17 protein-coding genes are annotated in these 18,152 nt (G+C 71.4%); 13 read left to right on the forward strand and 4 right to left on the reverse strand.

The window, feature by feature from the left end:
* Window positions 1-53: 53 nt before the first annotated feature.
* The 3 genes from ACTIE9_RS05230 to ACTIE9_RS05240 are packed head-to-tail and all read left to right on the forward strand — an operon-like array spanning window position 54 to window position 2,799.
* Entirely contained in the window at window positions 54-968 is a 915-nt protein-coding gene (locus tag ACTIE9_RS05230) for a DNA-methyltransferase (RefSeq protein WP_439564522.1), read from the forward strand.
* Between the two features lie 60 nt (window positions 969-1,028).
* Entirely contained in the window at window positions 1,029-1,991 is a 963-nt protein-coding gene (locus ACTIE9_RS05235) for an L-threonylcarbamoyladenylate synthase (protein WP_439564523.1), read from the forward strand.
* 10 nt (window positions 1,992-2,001) lie between these two features.
* Window positions 2,002-2,799, forward strand: a complete 798-nt coding sequence (locus tag ACTIE9_RS05240; RefSeq protein WP_439564524.1) for an HAD-IIA family hydrolase — start codon at window positions 2,002-2,004, stop codon at window positions 2,797-2,799.
* Between the two features lie 69 nt (window positions 2,800-2,868).
* Here the strand turns inward: ACTIE9_RS05240 and ACTIE9_RS05245 are convergent, their stop codons facing one another.
* Both ACTIE9_RS05245 and pyrE read right to left on the reverse strand, forming a co-directional pair.
* The gene (locus tag ACTIE9_RS05245; RefSeq protein WP_439564525.1) at window positions 2,869-4,086 is read right to left on the reverse strand and encodes a hypothetical protein; all 1,218 of its coding nucleotides are present in this window, start codon (window positions 4,084-4,086) and stop codon (window positions 2,869-2,871) included.
* A complete protein-coding gene (pyrE, locus tag ACTIE9_RS05250; RefSeq protein WP_439564526.1) occupies window positions 4,083-4,631 on the reverse strand; it encodes an orotate phosphoribosyltransferase in 549 nt (182 codons plus the stop codon). Before pyrE ends, ACTIE9_RS05245 begins: the two co-directional genes overlap by 4 nt.
* A 30-nt stretch (window positions 4,632-4,661) precedes the next feature.
* On the opposite strand from pyrE, the gene ACTIE9_RS05255 reads away from it, so the two are divergent.
* Together ACTIE9_RS05255 and ACTIE9_RS05260 are read left to right on the forward strand one after the other, a co-directional pair.
* A complete protein-coding gene (locus tag ACTIE9_RS05255; RefSeq protein ID WP_439564527.1) occupies window positions 4,662-5,498 on the forward strand; it encodes an exodeoxyribonuclease III in 837 nt (278 codons plus the stop codon).
* 39 nt (window positions 5,499-5,537) lie between these two features.
* A complete protein-coding gene (locus tag ACTIE9_RS05260) occupies window positions 5,538-6,188 on the forward strand; it encodes a DedA family protein (RefSeq protein ID WP_439564528.1) in 651 nt (216 codons plus the stop codon).
* On the opposite strand, the gene ACTIE9_RS05265 is transcribed toward ACTIE9_RS05260, so the two are convergent.
* Window positions 6,185-7,111 carry an AEC family transporter gene (locus tag ACTIE9_RS05265; RefSeq protein WP_439564529.1) on the reverse strand — a complete coding sequence of 309 codons (927 nt, stop codon included), beginning with the start codon at window positions 7,109-7,111 and terminating at the stop codon, window positions 6,185-6,187. The two genes, ACTIE9_RS05260 and ACTIE9_RS05265, sit on opposite strands and share 4 nt — an antisense overlap.
* Window positions 7,112-7,206: 95 nt before the next feature.
* Here ACTIE9_RS05265 and ACTIE9_RS05270 point away from each other — a divergent pair, with 95 nt between their 5' ends.
* Complete coding sequence (locus tag ACTIE9_RS05270) at window positions 7,207-7,677, forward strand: hypothetical protein (protein WP_439564530.1); 471 nt, start codon at window positions 7,207-7,209, stop codon at window positions 7,675-7,677.
* A 110-nt stretch (window positions 7,678-7,787) separates the two neighbouring features.
* Here ACTIE9_RS05270 and ACTIE9_RS05275 read toward each other — a convergent pair whose 3' ends face one another.
* Entirely contained in the window at window positions 7,788-10,364 is a 2,577-nt protein-coding gene (locus tag ACTIE9_RS05275) for a LuxR C-terminal-related transcriptional regulator (protein ID WP_439564531.1), read from the reverse strand.
* A gap of 259 nt (window positions 10,365-10,623) precedes the next feature.
* Here ACTIE9_RS05275 and ACTIE9_RS05280 point away from each other — a divergent pair, with 259 nt between their 5' ends.
* The 7 genes from ACTIE9_RS05280 (at window position 10,624) to ACTIE9_RS05310 (ending at window position 18,052) form a co-directional block, all read left to right on the forward strand.
* Window positions 10,624-12,096, forward strand: coding sequence for a DUF6421 family protein (locus ACTIE9_RS05280; RefSeq protein ID WP_439564532.1), 1,473 nt, complete (start codon window positions 10,624-10,626; stop codon window positions 12,094-12,096).
* The gene (locus ACTIE9_RS05285) at window positions 12,093-12,749 is read left to right on the forward strand and encodes an SDR family NAD(P)-dependent oxidoreductase (protein WP_439564533.1); all 657 of its coding nucleotides are present in this window, start codon (window positions 12,093-12,095) and stop codon (window positions 12,747-12,749) included. The genes ACTIE9_RS05280 and ACTIE9_RS05285 overlap by 4 nt, the downstream gene beginning before the upstream one ends.
* 40 nt (window positions 12,750-12,789) lie before the next feature.
* Entirely contained in the window at window positions 12,790-14,172 is a 1,383-nt protein-coding gene (locus tag ACTIE9_RS05290) for a sensor histidine kinase (protein ID WP_439564534.1), read from the forward strand.
* On the forward strand, window positions 14,169-14,849 hold the full coding sequence (locus ACTIE9_RS05295; RefSeq protein ID WP_439564535.1) for a response regulator: 681 nt from the start codon (window positions 14,169-14,171) through the stop codon (window positions 14,847-14,849). The genes ACTIE9_RS05290 and ACTIE9_RS05295 overlap by 4 nt, the downstream gene beginning before the upstream one ends.
* An 89-nt stretch (window positions 14,850-14,938) precedes the next feature.
* Window positions 14,939-15,820: an ABC transporter ATP-binding protein gene (locus ACTIE9_RS05300; RefSeq protein WP_439564536.1), complete on the forward strand. Its 882-nt coding sequence runs from the start codon at window positions 14,939-14,941 to the stop codon at window positions 15,818-15,820.
* Entirely contained in the window at window positions 15,820-16,935 is a 1,116-nt protein-coding gene (locus ACTIE9_RS05305; protein ID WP_439564569.1) for an ABC transporter permease, read from the forward strand. Before ACTIE9_RS05300 ends, ACTIE9_RS05305 begins: the two co-directional genes overlap by 1 nt.
* A gap of 43 nt (window positions 16,936-16,978) precedes the next feature.
* Window positions 16,979-18,052 (forward strand): threonine aldolase family protein, encoded by a 1,074-nt coding sequence (locus ACTIE9_RS05310; RefSeq protein WP_439564537.1) that lies wholly within the window; start codon window positions 16,979-16,981, stop codon window positions 18,050-18,052.
* The last annotated feature ends 100 nt before the right edge of the window (window positions 18,053-18,152 follow it).

Consider the following 18,152-nt stretch of genomic DNA (forward strand, 5'->3'; position numbering starts at 1 on the left):
CCACCTCGCGCCCGGCGGCGGCCAGCACGCGCGCACCCTGTTAATCTCGGGCCATGAGCATCCGGGTGCCCCCGCCGCACACGGGAGCGACCCCCGATCCCGACGCGGTGTGGCGCCCCGACGGCCCCGACCTGCTCCTCCACGGTGACAACTTCGCGGCGATGGCCGCTCTGCCCGACGCGAGCATGCAGCTCGTCTACCTCGACCCGCCGTTCAACACGGGCCGCACGCAGCACCGCCGCACGACCCGCAGCACCCGCGACCCCGAGGGCACGCACCTCGGCTTCGCCGGTGCGAGCTACACCCGCACGGTCGAGGCGCTCAGCAGCTACGACGATGCCTTCGGCGACTACTGGGGCTTCCTCGCGCCCCGCCTGATCGAGGCCCACCGCGTGCTGCGCGACGACGGCACGCTCTACCTGCACCTCGACTGGCGCGAGGCGCACTACGCCAAGGTCGCGCTCGACGCGCTGTTCGGCCGCGAGTGCTTCCTCAACGAGCTCATCTGGGCCTACGACTACGGCGCCAAGTCGCGCCGGCGGTGGCCGACCAAGCACGACACGATCCTCGTCTACGTCAAGAACCCGGCCACCTACTTCTTCGACAGCGAGGCGGTCGACCGCGAGCCCTACATGGCGCCCGGGCTCGTGACAGCCGAGAAGGCCGCGCGCGGCAAGCTGCCCACCGACGTCTGGTGGCACACGATCGTTCCGACGAACGGGGGCGAGAAGACCGGCTACCCGACCCAGAAGCCGCTCGGAGTGCTGCGCCGCATCGTGCAGGCCTCGAGCCGCGAGGGCGACTGGGTGCTCGACCCCTTCGCGGGCAGCGGCACGACGGCCGCCGCCGCCCGCACGCTCGGGCGGCGCACCGTCAGCATCGATGCGAACCCGGATGCGGTGCGCATCGCGAGCGCCCGCCTCCAGCTGCCCGTGGTGCCGGTTGCGGGCCTCGCGGCGGACACCTGAGCAGACGCGGAACGGGGCGAGGTCGGGGCGGAGTCGGGCAGGGGCGGGATAATCGTCCCGATGATCCCCGAACCCATTCGCCGTACCGCCCGCGCTCTCGCGGAGGGGAACCTGGTCGCGTTCCCGACCGAGACCGTATTCGGCCTCGGCGGCGATGCCTCGAACCCCGCAGCCGTGGCACGGATCTTCGAGACCAAGGGTCGTCCGGCAGATCACCCGCTGATCGTGCACGTCAGTGACGTCGAGCTGCTCGCCCCACTCGCCGACGGGGTTGCCGACTACGCCCTCGCTCTCGCCCGCGCCTTCTGGCCCGGCCCGATGACCCTCATCGTGCGCCGTTCCGCTGCCGTGCACGATGTCGTGACCGGCGGGCAATCGACCGTGGGAGTCAGGGTGCCGAGCCACCCGACCGCAGTGCAGCTCCTCCGTCAGTTCGAAGACCTCGGTGGTCGCGGTGTGGCGGCTCCCAGCGCCAATCGGTTCGGCCGGGTCTCTCCGACGACCGCGGATGCCGTTCGGGCCGAGCTCGGCGACATCCTCCGGCCGACCGACATCATCCTCGACGGCGAGCAGCCGGAGGTCGGGATCGAATCGACGATCATCGACTGCACCGGCCCGGCCCCCGCTGTGCTGCGGCCCGGCTCGATCACCGACGAGATGATCACGGCGGTGACGGGCTCAGCGCTGGGCGAGCGTGCGGCAGGAATCAGGGTCAGCGGCTCGCTGCCCTCGCACTACGCGCCGGCAGCGGCGGTCGTTCTCAACGAGACGCCCCGACCGGGTGACGGCCTCATCGCGCTCCGCCACCTCGAGACGCCCGCGGGAGTCGTCCGGCTCGCGGCGCCGGAGTCCGTCGACGAGTTCGCGCGCACCCTGTACGCGGCTCTGCGAGCCGCCGACGACGCCGGAATCAGCCGGGTCGTCGCACTGGAGCCTCCGGGGCCCGGAGTCGCGGTGGCGATCCGCGACCGGCTGCGTCGCGCGAGCAACGGCCGTCGATCCTCGAGCGCGACCGAACGTTAGGCTGGCGCGCGTGACCAACCGACGCGATATCGAGTGCTGGCTTACGGACATGGACGGTGTTCTCGTGCACGAGAACACTCCGCTACCGGGTGCGGTCGAGCTGATCCGCCAGTGGCGTGACGCCGGAACACCGTTCCTCGTGCTCACGAACAACTCAATCTTCACGCCGCGCGACCTCGCGGCCCGGCTGCGGGCGAGCGGGCTCGACGTGCCGGAGGAGTCGATCTGGACGAGCGCTCTCGCGACCGCCGACTTCTGCGCGAGCCAGATCCCGGGCGGACGGGCCTACGTGATCGGCGAAGCCGGTCTCACGACCGCCCTCCACGAGGCCGGCTTCATCATGACCGAGACCGACCCCGACTACGTGGTCGTCGGTGAGACCCGCAACTACTCCTTCGACGCGATCACGAAGGCCATCCGGCTCATCGGGCAGGGTGCCCGCTTCATCGCGACGAACCCCGACGCGACGGGCCCGAGCGCCGACGGGCCGATGCCCGCGACCGGCGCCATCTCGGCCCTCATCACGAAGGCGACGGGGAAGGACCCGTACGTGGTCGGCAAGCCGAACCCCATGATGTTCCGCTCGGCCATGAACCGCATCGGTGCGCACAGCGAGAACACGGCGATGATCGGCGACCGCATGGACACCGACATCGTCGCCGGCATCGAGGCCGGGCTGCACACGGTGCTCGTCCTGACCGGAATCAGCGACGAGGCCGAGATCGCCCGTTACCCGTTCCGGCCCGACGAGATCCTGCAGGGCGTGCACGAGCTCGTCGTGCCCGGCCCGATCGAGACCGAGCTGTAGCACCGATCGGCGGTCTTTCCCGGTCGCGCGGCGGCGGCGGCGGCGACGCAGCGGTAACGCAGCGGGGGCTCAGCCCACGGGCACGATCGACACGGTCAGCGGCTCGCCCGACGAGCGGCTGGCGAAGCAGAAGAAGTCCTGCATGCCGTCGTCCCACTGCTCTTCCGTGACCGCGTACGCGCCCTGAACCTGGATATCGGTGAACGCGGCCGCGGCGACCAGGTCGATGACGCCCGGCCGGCCGCACAGCAGCGAGATCTGAGCGGCGAGGGCCTCAGCGCCAGGATACGGCCCCTGCTCCGTCGCTCCTTCCGGCAGGGGGAAGGGCGCACGGTCGGCGAGTTGAGCGGTATGCGGCTCGGCGCAGTCGACGACCGTGTACTCCTCCTGCCAGGCGTCGACGTAGGGCTCGAGGCATTCACCGCCCCACAGTTCATCCCACCGGTACTCCCCCGGGGCGACCGGGCCGACAGGGCGCTCGGTCGCGGTCGGCGTCGGTGACGGCGTCGCGGTCGGTGAGGGCTCGGCACCCGGTGCCGGGCCGAGCAGCAGCGGGATGCGCGTGCCGAGGAAGAAGAGGGCGATGAGAGCGAGCAGCGCGAGGAGCGACCCCGCCACCCACAGCAGCACCTTCTGCTGCCGCCCGAGCGGAGCGCGTTCACCGGCGGCGGGCGGTGGCGGAGCATCCGTGCCGCCGCCCGCACCATCGCCGCCCGCACCGCGGCGCGACGAGCGGGGCGCCGCCGCGATCAGGGTGTCGTCGTACTCCTGGAAGCTGTCGCTGCCGAAGAGCTCGTCGAGAGCGCCGCCTTCCTCCGGCTGCCGCAGCAGCTCGGTCGCCGCGTCGCCGAGGGGCTGAGCGGCCGTCGGCACGTCGACGATCGCCGAGGGCTGCGTCGGCTCGAGCTCGATGACCGCCGAGGGCTGCGTGGCGTCGGGCTCGAGCACTGCGGGTTGGGTGGGGGGCAGCATCGCAGGCATCGTCGGCGGCGGCTCGACGAGAGCCGGCGGCGGAGCGAAGGTGCCGTGCGGATCGACACTGCCGGGCTGGGCGCCTCCGCCGGGTGGCGTGACCGGCGGCGTGCCGGGTGGCGTGACCGGCGGCGTGACGGGTGGCGCGACCGGTGGCGTGACCGGTGGCGTGACGGGTGCGGGCGGTGGCGGGCTCGAGGGAGGAGGAGCAGGAGGAGGAGCAGGTGCATCCCCGCCGAACTGCGTGCGGAACCACTCGTCGGCGTCGAACGCTCCCGTGTCGGGATCGGGTTCGCGGTCGCGCTCGTCGCTCACGCAAGCCCCAGGTCGGTGAGCCCGATGGCCGCGCGGTACTCGTAGCCGGCCTCCTCGATCACGCGCCGGGCATCCGTTGCCCGATCGACGACCACGGCGACCGCGACGACGGTCGCGCCGGCGGCCTCGAGGGCGCGCGCGGCGGCGAGGGGCGAGCCGCCCGTGGTCGAGGTGTCTTCGAGCACGATCACGCGCTTGCCCGCGACCTCGGGGCCCTCGACCTGCTTGCCGCGACCGTGGTCTTTGGGCGCCTTGCGCACGACGAAGGCGTCGTAGGCGAGCCCGCGCGCTGCGCCCTGATGCAGCACCGCGGCGGCGATCGGGTCGGCGCCCATCGTGAGGCCGCCCACGGCGTCGATGTTGGGGATGTCGGCGATCAGGTCGACCATGACCTGCCCGATGAGCGGGGCGACCCGGTGGTCGAGGCTGACCCGGCGGAGGTCGATGTAGTACGAGGCGGTGGCACCGCTCGTGAGGGTGAACTCTCCATGGAAGACCGCCTCATCGCGGATGAACTGGATGAGTTGGTCGCGGGCCGGAGTCACACCCTTCACTGTAGTTCGTAGGCTGGGCGCATGCGCATCGCCACCTGGAACGTCAACTCCATCCGCACCCGCCACGGCCGCGTCGTCGACTGGCTCGTGAACGCCGATGTCGACGTGCTGGCGATGCAGGAGATCAAGTGCACTCCCGCGCAGTTCCCCCTCGAGCCGTTCGAGGCCGCCGGCTACGAGGTCGTTCTGCACGGCCTCAACCAGTGGAACGGTGTCGCGATCGCGAGCCGCCTGCCGATGACCGACATCGAGATCGGCTTCAGCGGGCAGCCCGGCTTCGCGAAGGGCCACGACGGTCCGGATGCTCCGCTCGAGGCCCGCGCGATCGGCGCGACGATCGACGACGTGCGGGTGTGGAGTCTCTACGTGCCGAACGGTCGCGCGCTCGACGACCCGCACATGGACTACAAGCTTCGGTTCTTGCACGCGCTCGCCGACGACAGCGCTCGGTGGATCACGGCGAACCCGGGTGGGGCGCTCGCCCTGACGGGCGACTTCAACGTCGCACCGACCGACGCCGACATGGGCGACCCGAGCTTCATCCCGGGCCAGTCGACCCACATCTCGCCAGCAGAGCGCGCCGCCTTCGCCGCGCTGGAGCTGGCGGGTCTGAGCGACGCGGTGCGTCCGCTCGTTCCGGAGGGCTACACGTTCTGGGACTACAAGCAGCTGCGGTTCCCGCGCAACGAGGGCATGCGCATCGACTTCGTCCTCGGCTCGCCCGGCTTCGTCGACCGGGTGGTGGATGCCCGCATCGAGCGCGAGCAGCGCAAGGGCGACGCCCCGAGCGACCACGTGCCCGTCGTCGTCGACCTGCTCGACGAGGGCGACGACGATGACCGCCCGATGATCTTCTAGACGCGCACGGCTCTGCCGGGCCGGGTAGGGTCGAACCCCGTGAGCATCGACCAGTGGGCCATCAGCGTCATGGAGACCCTCGGCGTGGCCGGGGCTGCTCTCCTCGTTGCGATCGAGAGCCTGTTCCCGCCGATCCCGAGCGAGCTGATCCTGCCGCTCGCGGGCTTCACCGCGAGCCAGGGCTCGTTCGACCTCGTGAGCGTCATTGTCGCTGCGACGATCGGGTCGGTATCGGGAGCGCTCGCGCTCTACTATCTCGGCTACGGGGTGGGCGCCGAGCGTCTCGCGCACTTCTCCGATCGCGTCCCGCTCATGAGCGGTGCCGACGTGCACAAGGCGATGGCGTGGTTCCACCGCTTCGGCCCGATCGCGGTGCTCATCGGGCGCTTCATCCCGATCGTGCGCAGCCTCATCTCGATCCCGGCCGGCGTCGACCGCATGCGGCTGTGGCTCTTCCTACTGCTCACGACCATCGGCAGCGGCATCTGGAACACGATCTTCGTCGTGCTCGGCTACGTGCTCGGCGAGAACTGGGTCGTGGTCGAAGACATCGCCTCGCGCTACAGCCGCGCCGTGCTCGTCATCGCGATCATCGTCGTCGTGGCGTTCATCGTCTGGCGAGCGGTGCGGGTCGTGCGGCGCCGGCGGGCCGCCGAGCAGGCGGGGTCGGCGACCGACGAGCAGGTCTAGCGCGGGGCGAGCAGGGCGGCGATCACCACGAGCGCCGGAACCGAGAGCACGGTCGTGATGAGCACGGCATCCCGCGCCACCGGAACAGCGCGTTCGAACCGCACCGCGTAGTTGAAGACGTTCTGGGCGGTCGGCAGTGCCGCGAGCACGACGACCGCGAAGAGCGGCAGCCCGGTGAGCCCCACCACGAAGGCGCCGATCACCCACGCGATCACCGGCATCGCGACGATCTTGAGACCGACGGCGAGCAGGATGTCGCGGCGGCCCGATCCCGGTTCGAGGATGCGCCGACCGTGGAGGGACATGCCGAAGAGCAGCAGCACGGTCGGCACCGCTGCCGCGCCGATGAGGTGGAACGGCTCCATGACCGGCTCGGGCAGCACCACGCCCGTGACGGAGAGCACGAGACCGAGCGCCGAGCCGATGATGAGCGGGTTGCGGATGGGCTGGCTGAGTACGCGACCGATCGAGAGCGTGCCGCTCGTCGTCACGTCGAGGATGGTGAGCGCGATCGGGGTGAGGATCACGAGCTGCAGCAGGATGATCGGCGCGGCGAACGCCGGATCACCGAGCACGTAGGCCGCGATCGGCAGCCCGATGTTGTTGGCGTTGGCGTATCCGGAGGCGAGAGAGCCGATCGTGGTCTCCGGAACGGCGCGCCGCCAGACGAATCGTGCGACGATCGCGAACACCGCCATGCAGCTGAGGGCGGCGATGGCGGAGACCGGAAGGAGCGCGGAGAACAGCTGCCGCGCGTCGGCCTCGGCGAGCACGGTGAAGAGCAGCGCGGGTGAGAGCACGAAGAAGGCGAAGCGGCCGAGGACGAACTCGGCGTGCGGGCCGAGGATGCCGAGCCGGCCCACGAGGTAGCCCGCGGCGATCACTGCGCCGATGATCGCGAACCCGATGAGCACCCCAGCCATAGGGACAGTGTCTCGCAAGTAGTGACTACTCATGGAATCGCGCGTCGTTGAGGAGCACACTGGGAGCACAGCATCCCGAACGACTGGAGTCCGCCATGCGTCGCACCGTTCCCGCCATCGCCGCTCTGAGCCTGGGCGTCGCCCTCACGCTCAGCGGCTGCTTCGCCAACCCGCTCGAGCAGCTCACCGACGGTCTTGTCGAGGGCGGCGTCGAGCAGATCATCGAAGACCAGACCGGTGTCGACGTCGACATCGACGGCACGGGCGCGAGCCTGCCGGACAGCTGGCCGGCCGACGTTCCGACGGTGCCGGGCGAGGTCGTGTTCTCGGCGGCCGCTAACGACACCTACACCGCCGCGATCACAGTCGCGAGCCTCGCCGACGCACAACAGGCCTTCACCGACCTTCTCGACGCCGGCTACACCCAGGTCTCCGAGATCCAGCTCGGTGACGGCGCGGAGACTCGCGCGTTCGAGAACGGAACCTGGAACGTTGCCGTCATCATCGCCGAGAACGCCGAAGGAACGGGCCAGGTTCAGTACACCATCGCGCCCGTCTCGCAGTAGCGCCCAGCGCGCTCCGAAAGCCCGGGGGCGCGGGCGGCGATGACACCCGTCAGAGCCGCCCGCGCAGCTCGACCGCGCTGATCGGCGTCACCCCGCCGGGCTCGCGTCGGCTAGAGCCGCCCGCGCAACTCGTCCTCGAGCTCGGCCCGACCGCTGATGCCGAGCTTGCGGTACACGCTCGCGAGGTGGTTGTCGACCGTGCGCACCGAGACGCCGAGCCGGTCGGCGATCTCCCGGCTGCGCTCGCGACGCGCCGCCGCCTGAGCGATCACCCACTCCCGCTCGGTCAATCCCGTCTCGCTGCGCGCCGAGCGCGCCGTGCGCACGGGCACGATCGTGAGCCCCAGCTCGGCGGCCCGCACTCGCGCGCGCCGCTCGAGCATGCGGTCGTCGCCCGCCCACTCCGCCGCCCGCTCGAGCGTCGCCTGCACCGTTGCGACGAGCCCCGCGCGTTCCAGGTCGGGCGCCAGGTCAACCACCGCGCTTGCATCGCGATCGGCCGCGGCCGCGGCAAGCTGCGCAACGCCGGTGATCAGCGGCGAACCGGATGCGGAGGCCGCGGCCGCGAGAAGCCCGCGCACCTCTGCCGCCGGGCCGATGCGCACAGCCACCGAGGCCGTCAGGGCTGCGAGCAGCAGGTGGCCCAGCTCGACGCCGCGCGCGACGGCGGGTACGAGCATCCCCGTCGCCCGACCGGGATCGTCCGCGACGACGGCGAGCCACGCCTCGGCCTCCGCCGCCTGCAGCACGACCTTGACGTCGTCGCGGTGCGCGGGTTGCAGCGCGTCGAGCAGCGCACGAGCAGGCTCGACCTCGCCGAGCTGTGCGTGCACCGTCGCGCCCAAGGCGATCGCCGGGCCGACGAGACCGGTGAAATCGCGCCAGCGCAGCTGCTCGATGGCGAGCAGGGCGAGCGGCAGCGCGTCGTGCAGGCGGCCGGCGTGGAGGTGCACGAGGGCGAGGGCGTACGACCAGACACCGGCCGAGTCGGCGAACGGCTGACGTCGGCGCTGCTCGGCGAACTCCCGGGCCTCGGCGATGCGACCCTCGGCGACATGCGCCAAGAACTCGGAGAGGTCGAGCAGCCCGCCGGCGAAGGGCTGCACGGCGGCGAAGCGGTCGGCGAGCGGTCGCCCGGCAGCGACGGCCTGGCGAGCGTCGTCGACGCGCCCGGCCATCGTCGCCATCATGGCCATGCCGATCGCCGCATTGAGGGCGGCGGCCGGGTCCGCGTCGGTCTGCGGGGCGAGCGGGGTGTCGAGGGCGGTCGCGTCGCCCGCCATGAGGCGCCACTTCGCGAGGTCCGGCGTGAGCAGGCCCGCCGCGTCGCCGAGCGCGGGCAGCACGGCGCTCGCGCGCTCGACCGCGCGCGCGGGGTCGTGAGCGCGCAGCGCCGTGTGCTGACCCCAGCGCACCTCGACACGCGCGCGCGCCTCGGCATCGACGGCGAGCTCGGCGGCCTGGGCGAAGGCGGCATCGGTCGCGGCGGGGTCGCCGCCCAGGGCGCTCAGAGCGCTCGCGCGGATGAGCGCGGCGTGGGCATCCGGAGCGAGATCGAGGGCACGTTCGGCCGCCTGCACGGCGCGACCGTGGTCGCCCGCGAGGTGCGCGTACTCGGCGGCCCAGACCAGGTCGGCCGGGCTCAGCACGCCGCCGCCGTCGCTCAGCAGGCAGAGGGCCGTGAACCGCAGCGGCTCCTCGTCGAGAGCGAGCAGCCGCGTCGCGGCCGTGCGCCGGCGCTCGGCCCGCTCGTCGGCGCTGAGGCCCGCGAGCAGCGCCTCGACGTAAACCGGGTGAGCGAGGTGCAGGTATCCGGCGTCCGCCGGCTCGGCGAGCGCGAGCACGCCCGCGTCGAGCAGATCGCTCACGATGCCCTGCTCGTCCGGCCGCGTCGCGGCAGGCGGCCACGGCTGCGCGAGGGCGATGAGCTCGGCGAGCCGACGCTGCTCGGGGCGCAGGTCGGCCAGGCGGCCCGCGACGGTCTCGAGCACGTGCGCGGGCAGGCGCACCGGGTCGATCTCGATGCCGTACGGCCCCGGGCGCACGCGGTCAGATCGCTCGGCCGCCAGCGTGAGCTCGCGCAAGAAGAGCGGGTTGCCCGACGTCGCCCCGAAGAGCCGTTGCAGCGACTCGGGTCGCGGGTCGGCCCCGAGATGACGGCGCAGCACCGTGCGGGTCTCGTCGAGCGACAGCCCCTCGAGCTCGGTCACGGTCACGAGATCCTCGTGCAGCAGGCGGGCGGCGGCGCCGGTGAGAGCATGCTCATCCCGCGCCGTGAGCAGGGTCGGCACGGCGAACACGCGCACCAGCTGGTACAGCGCCGCCGCCGACGCGGGGTCGAGCAGCGGCGCATCGTCGACGACGAGCAGGTACGAGTCGGCGTGCCGCCCGACGATCGCGACGAGCTCGCTCAGCCGCACGGCGATGTCGGCGTGCTCGGCGACGCTCGACGATGCGAGGAGGGGAGCGAGCGCACCGAGCGGCACCTCACGCAGTTCGGCGAGGGCGACGACCGGCACGATCGTGCGGCCCCGCGCGGCGAGAGCAGCGGAGACCGCAGCGGCGAGCGTGGTTTTGCCGACGCCGCTCGGGCCGCGCAGCAGCTGCGAGCGGGGCGGCGTGCGCGTGAGCCCCTCGACGAGCGTGTCGAGCAGCGCGCCGCGCGCAACGATCGGCCACGTCCCCATCCCGCGTCTCCTCCGGGTGCCTGCCGTCGTCGAGGTGGGCTGAGAGGTGCTTGTCGCCCGCTGGGTCACGCTAACACGGGGCGTCGATTTCCGGCTGAGGCGAGCATCCTGCGCCCTCTCGGCTGCTCCGCACGGATTGCACGCGCGAATCCCGGCGTCTGCGCACGTTTCGTGCGTTGATCACAACCACGTGCGGCGATCGCCTGCATAGGCTCGAGAGGCACGTCATCCGCGCGATCTCGACGAAGGAGGGAACCCCATGACCGACACCGCCGCCGCTGGCACCCGCACCATCATCGGAGAGCCCGAGGTCGTCGAAGACACCGCTCGTGCGCACGGGGATGCCGCCCTCACGAGCGCACAGATCGTCGCCGACCCCGCGTGGTCGCGCCTCAAGCGCGCCGCCGAGGCGCTGCGCCCGATGCAGGTGCACGACGGCAGCATCCCCGAGTCGGTTCACCACGCCGAAGCCGCCCAGCACGTCGCCGAGATCGCGAGCGCGCTGCGTCACTTCGGCCCCCTGATCCCCTACGACGCCGCGTACCTCACGGCGTGCGCGCTCGACTTCGAGCGCTGGGCCGATGGCGGCTTCACCGTGCCCGACTTCTACGACGCCCTCGACGCGTTCCGGCCGGCCGCTGAGCGCCGCGACGGCGTCGCGCACCTCGTCGTCTTCCCCATGTACACGCAGAACGGCTCGGCCGACCGGCTCGTCGAAGCCGTCGTGTTCGAGGTCATCTGGCCCGACTTCATCGCCGAGCTGGAAGCGAGCGCCTACGGCAACGCGCTGTACCTCGGCCTTCGGTTCGCCGACTTCACGCCCGGCTACGACACGAACTCGGCCGTGCTGTTCCCCGAATCGGTCGCGGTCACCCCGCGCGTGCCCGCCGGCGCCCCGGAGGGCACACCCGCCCAGCTGCCCGTCTTCACGTGGGGCGCGATCTTCGCCGACCGCGAGGCCGCGCGCTACCGCCGCGTCGTGCGCGCTGCCGCCGAGATCACCAAGCTCGCCCTGCCCGACGATGCGCTCGCCCTGCTCGACGACCAGGCGCTCGCCGAGCGCACCTTCGTGATGTGGGACATGATCCACGACCGGGCGCACATGCGCGGTGACCTGCCGTTCGACCCGTTCATGATCAAGCAGCGCATGCCGTTCTTCCTCTATACGCTCGAAGAGTTGCGCTGCGACCTCACGGCGTTCCGTGAGGCCGTCGCGCTGTGGCGGGCCGACGGCACCGACGAGGTCACGCGCCAGCACGCGCGCCTCGTGCAGTATGCCGTCATCTTCGACCGCATCTTCCGGTTCGCGATCACGGGCACGCGCGTGCGCAACTACGACGGTGTCGGCGGTCAGCTGCTGTTCGCGTGGATGCACCAGAAGGGCGTGCTGCACTGGACCGACACGCAGCTCGCGATTGACTGGGAGGCCGTGCCCGACGTCGTCGTCGCGCTCTCTGACGCGATCAACGACCTCTACTGGGCGTCGATCGACCGGCCCAAGGCGGTGCACTGGCTCACGGCCTACGAGCTCGTCTCGAGCACGCTCGCGCCGCACCCCGCGAGCGTCTGGGCGCGCGGCCTAAGCGACGAGGTGCTCGCCGGCCCGCTCAAGGGCTACACCGATCTCGTGCACGATGACGAGTTCCCCCTGTCGATGTTCTACGAGGCCCTGCACAAGAAGATGGCGCAGGTCATCGAATCGACGGCGGGCATCACCGGTCGCGACGCGTGAGCGGCGCGACCGACCGCACGGTCGTCGTCGCGGGCGCGGGCGGCATCGGGGGGCGCGCGGTGTGCGCGGCCCTGACCGCCGCGGGCGCCCACGTCGTGGCCGTCGGCTCGCGTGCCGAGTCGCTGACCGACGTGGATGCGGCCGAGACTGCGGTCGTCGACCTCGCCGACCCGGCCGCCGTCGCCGAGTGGGCGGATGCACTGCGCGCCCGGCGGCCGAGCATCGACGGCCTGCTGCACCTCGTCGGCGGGTGGCGCGGCGGCTCGGCACCCGACGACTGGGAGTGGCTCGAGCGCCGCGTTCTCACGACCCTGCGGGTCGCCAGCCGCGAGCTGCGCGACGACCTCAGCGCGTCGAGTGCGGGGCGTCTGGCGATCGTGAGCTCCGCATCCGTCGCCCAGCCGAAATGGGGCATGGCCAACTACGTCACCCTCAAATCGGCGGCCGAAACCTGGGTGCAAGCGCTCGCGAGCGGCTGGCGCACGAAGGGCACGCCCACAGCAGCCGTGACCTTCGTCGTCGGAGCGCTCGACGAACCCGGCGCCGTCGACGACCTCGCGGCGGCCTGCACGGCGCTCTGGTCGGTCGAGGCCGACCAGCTCAACGGCGCGCTCGTCGAGCTGACGAGCGCGCCGTCAACGAATCCGTCGTAGGACGGATGCCGTCGCGCGGTGCGGCGGCTACCGTGCTGGGGTGACTGCCTCCGCTCGCGCCGCGCTCCCCGTCGATGCCGATGGGCACTGGATGCGGCCCTCGCCGGGGCGCGCCGGCCTGCGCGCCGATGCGATCGTAGCCCTCGTCATCGCCGTCGGCGCCTCGGCCACCGTGACCCTCTACTCGGTTGCCGAGTTCTTCGACGAGCCGGCCGAGCCGTGGAAGGCCGTGCTCGTGGTGCTCGGCATTTCGGGCCCGCTGGTCTGGCGACGGCTCTACCCGGTCACCGTCACCGTCACCGTCTCGGCCGTCTACATCATCGGTGTCAACAACGCCGTGCCCGAAGTGCTCTTCAGCAACATCGCGATCTTCGCGGCCATGTACTCGATCGGCGCCTGGTCGCAGTCGCGGCGACGAGCGTTCATCGCGCGCGTCATCATCGTCGGCGGCATGTTCCTCTGGCTGTTCTGGGGGCTCACGCGAGCGGCCTTCGACACCTCGCTCGCGCCCGAGGGTTCCGGCGTCGGCCTCATCGCCCCGGGGGTCGCGTTCGGGCTCATCAGCGTCATCACCAACATCCTCTACTTCGCCGGCGCGTGGGCGTTCGGCGACCGCGCCTGGGCTGCGGCACGTGAGCGCGCGCAGCTGCAGGCGCGCACCGATGAGCTCGCCCGTGAGCGGGAACGCACCGCCGAGCAAGCCGTGGCCCTCGATCGCGTGCGCATCGGCCGCGAGTTGCACGATGTCGTCGCCCACCACGTCTCGGTCATGGGAATCCAGGCCGGTGCGGCTCGGCGCGCGCTCGGCAGCGGGCGGGCGGGCGCAGAGCACGAGGCGGCCGCGTCGCTCACCGCGATCGAGCAATCGGCGAGACAGGCGGTCGACGAGCTGCACCGGCTCGTCTCCACCCTGCGCTCCCCCGGCGACGTCGACGGCGAGGCCGACGATTCGCCGAGCACGCGCACGACGGCGCACTTGCCCGCACTCGTCGACGAGGTGCGCGCCACCGGTCGGCCGGCCGCGCTCACCACGGTCGGCGACCCGGTGCCGCTCGGCCCGCTCGTCGACACCACCCTCTACCGAGTGGCTCGCGAAGCCGTGACGAACAGCCTCAAGCACGCGGGAGCGAGCGCCGCCCTCGAGGTGCGGCTGCGCTTCACGCCCGAGGTCGTCGAGCTCGAGGTCTCCGACTCGGGCGTCGGCGCCCGCGCGGCGCGGGGCGGCGCGTCGGGCGGCGCGGGCGGCGGGCTCGGGCAGGTCGGCATGCGCGAGCGGCTCGCGGCGATCGGCGGCACACTCGAGGCCGGGCCACGTAGCCGCGGGGGCTACCTCGTGCGAGCATCCGTGCCCCTGGTCGTTCAGGAACGCAGCGGTGATGACCACCGTAGCGATGAACGCGGTGTCGAGGAGGGCGCGTCGTGAGCGTGCGTGTTCTGCTGGTCGACGATCACGATCTCGTGCGCACGGGGTTCCGCACGATCCTCGAATCGGAACCGGGCATCGACGTCGTCGGCGAAGCGCGCGACGGAGCCGAGGCGATCACGCAGGTCGCGGCGTTGCGGCCCGATGTGGTGTGCATGGATGTGCAGATGCCCGGCATGGACGGCCTCGAGGCGACGCGGCGCATCGTGGCGGGGCGGGATGCCCGGCCCGAGCACTCCGTCGGCGTGCTGGTGCTGACGACGTTCGATCGCGACGACTACCTGTTCGCCGCGCTCGACGCCGGGGCGAGCGGGTTCCTGCTCAAGAACGCGAGCCCCGAGAAGCTCGTCGAAGCCGTGCTCGTCGTCGCTCAGGGCGACGCGCTGCTCGCGCCCGACGTGACCCGACGCGTCATCGAGCGCGCGACCGTTGCCCGGGAGGGGTCGCCATCGGTCGATGAGCGGCTCGCCGACCTCACCGAACGCGAGACCGAGGTGCTGCGCTTGCTCGCCCGCGGCTTCAGCAACGCCGAGATCGCTCGTGAGCTGTGGCTCGGTGAGGCGACCATCAAGACGCACGTGTCGAAGGTGCTGCTCAAGCTGGGGCTGCGCGACCGCGTGCACGCCGTCGTGTTCGCCTACGAGAACGGTGTCGCTGTTCCGGGAGACGTCGCGTAGTCACCCGTGCGGGGGATGCCCACCCGTCGCGCGGGGGATGCCCGGCCGGGCGGCTCTGCCTAGCGTGGGGGCTGACGGAAGGAGCATCCATGCTCACGATCAGCAACGTGACCAAGCACTACGGCGAGCGCCGCGTGCTCGACGATGTGTCGTTCGAGGTCGGCCGAGGTCGGCTCACCGGTTTCGTCGGCGGCAACGGCGCCGGCAAGACCACGACCATGCGCATCATCCTCGGCGTGCTCGGCGCCGACGCGGGCGAGGTGTCGCTCGACGGCAGCCCCCTCACGCGCGAGGGCCGCCGCCGCTTCGGCTACATGCCCGAAGAGCGCGGGCTGTACCCGAAGATGAAAGTGCACGAGCAGCTCGTGTACCTCGCCCGCCTGCGCGGCATGCGCGCGGGCGTCGCCGCCCAGAAGGCTGACGAGCTGCTCGAGCGCCTCGAACTGCACGAGCGGCGTGATGAGCCCATCGAGAAGCTCTCGCTCGGCAATCAGCAGCGCGCGCAGATCGCGGCCGCCCTCGTGCACGACCCCGAGGTGCTCGTGCTCGACGAGCCGTTCTCGGGCCTCGACCCGATGGCGGTCGAGACCGTGCTCGGCGTGCTCTCCGAGCGCGCCGCCCAGGGGGTTCCCGTGCTGTTCTCGAGCCACCAGCTCGACGTCGTCGAGCGCCTCTGCGACGACATCGTCGTGATCGCCGACGGTGCCATCCGTGCGGCGGGCACACGGGATGCCCTGCGCGAGGCGAACGCCGGGTCGCAGTGGGAGCTGCAGGTGGCCGACGACGCCGCCTGGGTGCGCGCGCTGCCCGACGTGGCCGTCATCGAGTTCGATGGCGGATACGTGCTCTTCGAGTCCGACACCGCGGGCGCGCAGGCCGTGCTGCAGCAGGCCGCTCGCCGCGGCGAGGTGCGCCGCTTCGCGCCGCGCCGCCCCACCCTGACCGAGATCTTCCGAGAGGTCGTGCAGTGATGACCACCACCGTTCCCGCACCACACTCGGCGCTGAGCACCCGCGCCGCAGTGGGCCTCGTCGCCAGCCGCGAGATCACCTCGCGCGTGCGCTCGAAGTCGTTCCTGATCTCCACCGCGATCCTCGTCGTGATCGTGGCGGCAGGCATCATCATCTCCAACCTCGTCGCCGGAAGCGGTACGACCACGTCGGTCGCCGCTATCGGGCCGGTCGCCGAGTCGCTCGAGACAGTCGAGGGCATCGAGGTCGAGACCGTGTCGACCGTCGCCGAGGCCGAACGGCTCGTGCGCGACGGCGAGGTCGACGCGGCCGTGCTGCCCCTCGAGGGCTCAGCGGTCGGCGAAGCGGCACTGGAGATCGTCGCTCTCGACGATGCTCCCGGACTGCTCGTGCAGGTGCTGTCGGTGCAGCCCGAGATTCGACTGCTGCAAGAGGCTCCGGTTGACTCGGGGCTGGGTTTCCTCATCGCGTTCGCGTTCGGCATCGTCTTCTTCACGGCGGCGATCACGTTCGGTGGCACGATCGCGCAGAGCGTCGTGGAGGAGAAGCAGACCCGCATCGTCGAGATCTTGCTCACGGCCGTACCCGCGCGTGCGCTGCTCGCCGGCAAGGTCGTGGGCAACTCGGTGCTCGCGCTCGGGCAGATCGTGCTCATCGCCCTGACCGCGGCGCTCGCGCTCATGCTGACCGGGCAAGACGTTCTGCTGAGCGACCTCGGCCCTGCGGCGATCTGGTTCATCGTGTTCTTCGCCGTCGGGTTCGTGCTGCTCGCGGCGATGTTCGCCGCGTCGGCATCGCTCGTGTCGCGCATGGAGGACACGGGAACGGTGCTGCAACCGGTGACGTGGCTCGTGATGCTGCCCTACTTCTTGATCGTCTTCTTCAACGACAACGATCTCGTCGTCGGCATCATGTCGTATGTGCCGTTCTCGTCGCCGGTCGGCATGCCCACGCGCATCTTCCTCGAGCAGGCGCAGTGGTGGGAGCCCTACGTCTCGCTCGCGCTGCTCGCCGTCAGTGCTGTGGTGATCGTCGGCATCGGCGCGCGCATCTACGAGAACTCGCTGCTGCGCACGGGCGGCCGAGTGAAGCTGACCGAGGCCCTGAAGGGCTGACCTCCGGGCTCGGCATCACCGCGGCGGGTGGGAGGATGGAGGGGTGACCCGCATCCATGACACCACCCGCCGCGGCTTCGCGAGCGACAACTACGCCGGCGTGCATCCCGAGGTGCTCGCCGCTCTCGCCGAGGTCAACGGCGGTCATCAGATCGCCTACGGGGAGGACGAGTACACGGCTCGCCTCGCCGAGGTGATCAAGGCCGAGTTCGGCGAGCAGGCCGAGGTGTTCCCCGTCTTCAACGGCACCGGTGCCAACGTGCTCTCGCTCACGGCGCTCATGCCGCGCTGGGGTGCCGTCATCGCGAGCGGCACGGCGCACATCCACACCGACGAGGGCGGCGCGCCCGAGCGCGTGAGCGGCCTCAAGCTCTTCACCGTGCCGACCCCCGACGGCAAGCTCACCCCCGAACTTGTCGACACCGAGGCCTTCGGCTGGGGCGACGAGCACCGTGCGCAGCCCCTCGCCGTCAGCATCACCAACACCACCGAGGTCGGCACGGTCTACACGCCCGACGAGGTTCGCGCGCTCGCCGATCACGCGCACGCGCACGGCATGGCCCTGCACCTCGACGGCGCCCGGGTCTGGAACGCCGCCGCCGCCCTCGGCACGAGCCTGCGCACCTTCACCGCCGATGCTGGCGTCGACATCCTCTCGCTCGGCGGCACCAAGAACGGGCTCATGGGCGCCGAGGCGATCGTCGTGCTCGACCCCGCGCGCGTCGACGGGCTCATCTACCTGCGCAAGATGAACATGCAGCTCGCGAGCAAGATGCGCTTCATCTCGGCGCAGCTTCTGACGCTCTTCGACGAGGGCCTGGGGATCCGCTCGGCGATGCACGCGAACGCCATGGCCGCACGGCTGCGGGCAGGCCTCGAGGGGATGCTCGCCAACGGCTCGGTGCCCGCCGGGTCGCTCGGCTTCAGCCAGGCCACCCAGGCCAATGCCGTGTTCGCGCTGCTCTCCAACGACGCCGCCGACCGGATCCGCGAGCGCGTGCGCTTCTACGACTGGGACCGCGCCCGCGGCGAAGTGCGCTGGATGTGCGCCTTCGACACGACCGAGGCCGACATCGACGGCTTCCTGGAGGTCGTGCGGCAGGAGCTCACGCGCTAGAGCCGGCGCACCCCAGCCCTTGTCCCGCCGTGCTGTTCGCTCGTTCGGACGCACGGACGTGGAACCCGGCGTGTCGGCTCTGAGCGACGGCGTGTCTCGC

Origin of the sequence: Microcella sp. (assembly GCF_051860105.1) — a bacterium.
In the GTDB taxonomy this organism is placed as follows: Bacteria; Actinomycetota; Actinomycetes; order Actinomycetales; family Microbacteriaceae; genus Microcella.

Excerpts from the sequence above, each read along its gene's own strand:
- ACTIE9_RS05280 (WP_439564532.1), top strand. The coding sequence starts at position 10,624 with ATGACCGACACCGCCGCCGCTGGCACCCGCACCATCATCGGAGAGCCC.
- ACTIE9_RS05230 (WP_439564522.1), top strand. The coding sequence starts at position 54 with ATGAGCATCCGGGTGCCCCCGCCGCACACGGGAGCGACCCCCGATCCC.
- ACTIE9_RS05255 (WP_439564527.1), top strand. The coding sequence starts at position 4,662 with ATGCGCATCGCCACCTGGAACGTCAACTCCATCCGCACCCGCCACGGC.
- ACTIE9_RS05270 (WP_439564530.1), top strand. The coding sequence starts at position 7,207 with ATGCGTCGCACCGTTCCCGCCATCGCCGCTCTGAGCCTGGGCGTCGCC.
- ACTIE9_RS05305 (WP_439564569.1), top strand. The coding sequence starts at position 15,820 with ATGACCACCACCGTTCCCGCACCACACTCGGCGCTGAGCACCCGCGCC.
- ACTIE9_RS05235 (WP_439564523.1), top strand. The coding sequence starts at position 1,029 with ATGATCCCCGAACCCATTCGCCGTACCGCCCGCGCTCTCGCGGAGGGG.
- ACTIE9_RS05275 (WP_439564531.1), bottom strand. The coding sequence starts at position 10,364 with ATGGGGACGTGGCCGATCGTTGCGCGCGGCGCGCTGCTCGACACGCTC.
- ACTIE9_RS05300 (WP_439564536.1), top strand. The coding sequence starts at position 14,939 with ATGCTCACGATCAGCAACGTGACCAAGCACTACGGCGAGCGCCGCGTG.
- ACTIE9_RS05265 (WP_439564529.1), bottom strand. The coding sequence starts at position 7,111 with ATGGCTGGGGTGCTCATCGGGTTCGCGATCATCGGCGCAGTGATCGCC.